The following is a 1,492-nucleotide window of genomic DNA, read 5'->3' as shown; positions in this document are numbered from 1 at the left end:
TTAGAGTTTCCCCATTTTTTTAGAAATGACTAGATGACAACTGTGGATAAGATAACTTTGAGTTTTAGAATTATCCACAGATTTATAAAATCACATAAAAAATGAATAAAACAGTCCAGTCTTTTGATATAATGAATTTGCTAAAAAACAAAAATCAAAAGCAGATGGAGATGTTTTATTCATGATTAATTATAACAAATTATCATACCAAATAAAAAGAAAAATATTAACTTTTTCAAATAGAATCTGTAAAAATCTATCAAAACCGTCTTATAAATTTATTACGCAGATGATTTATGGAATTCTAGAAAATCAAACTATACTCCTGAGTGATATATCAAGGGCGCTTAAAGAAAATATTTCTTTAAAAAAGACCATTGAAAGACTTTCCAACAATCTTAAGACCTTCAATAAACACAATGTGGCAATAGATAACTACATTTCCGAGATAAAACCATACATTGATGATAATACTGTATTTTGTGTTGATGGTTCTGAAATTACTAAAAGAAACAGTAAAGTTCTAGAAGCTATGGGTAAAGTTCGTGATGGAAGTACTGGTGAGACTAATATTAACGGGTATAATTGCTTTGAAATAGCTGCATTGACAAATAAATACAATATGCCTGTCTCGGTATACTCAAAAATATATTCAAATGCAGAAACTGATTTTGTAAGTGAAAATGAAGAAGTTTTAGAGGGCTTAAATTTTATAAGGAAACATTTTGGCAGTAAAGGTATCAGAGCTCTAGACAGGGGTTTTGACGATAAAAAATTCTATAGATATTTCATAAATAGTGGCGAGCCTTTTGTTATAAGGGCTAAATGTAACAGAAATGTCATCCATAACGATAAATCTATTAATATATTAAAACTTGCCAATAAATATCATGGAAGATTTTCAACTATAGTAAGAAACAAAGCCGGCAAAGCGAAGAAATGTAAGTTTAGTTTTATATCCATTGCCCTGCCGGACATTCCTGATAAACCACTTACTCTTGTAGTAATAAGAGGTCTTGGGAAAGTTCCTATGATGCTTATCAGCAGTATTAAACCCGATGATAAGAGATTAACACTCACGATAATCCAGGTTTATCTCAAAAGATGGAGGATAGAAGAGTACTTCAGGTTTAAGAAGCAGCAGTTTGATTTTGAAAATATAAGGGTAAGAAGTTTAAATTCCATAAGAACTATGAATTTATTATTATCCTTAATTGTAGGTTTCATTGCCATGCTTTCAGAAAAAAGGGGAGAAAATATACTGAATATATTAATACAAAAACTTTCCAATCGAATTTATAAAATACCAGACTTTGATTATTATGCAGTAGCCGATGGTATTTATTCAATATTAAAAAAGACACTTACTGGAATTAAGAGTTTTATGAAACCAGTTTTAAAAACCAAGGCCCCACAACAACTATTTATAGCTGAAGCATTAGAATTATAGGTCTAGGTATATTTGAAATAATTTATTTTGGGGAAACTCTAA

1 protein-coding gene is annotated in these 1,492 nt (G+C 29.6%); it reads left to right on the top strand.

The features are described from left to right. Positions 1–181 precede the first annotated feature (181 nt). The gene (locus AB8S09_RS15745; RefSeq protein ID WP_278381936.1) at positions 182–1,450 is read left to right on the top strand and encodes a transposase; all 1,269 of its coding nucleotides are present in this window, start codon (positions 182–184) and stop codon (positions 1,448–1,450) included. Positions 1,451–1,492: the final 42 nt, after the last annotated feature.

The organism is Clostridium lapidicellarium, from assembly GCF_041224415.1.
GTDB lineage: Bacteria > Bacillota > Clostridia > Clostridiales > Clostridiaceae > Clostridium_B > Clostridium_B lapidicellarium.
This window is presented reverse-complemented; position numbering and strand designations above follow the sequence as displayed.

What these genes read in the sequence shown, in the direction of transcription:
- AB8S09_RS15745 (WP_278381936.1), top strand. Translation starts at nt 182, where the DNA reads ATGATTAATTATAACAAATTATCATACCAAATAAAAAGAAAAATATTA.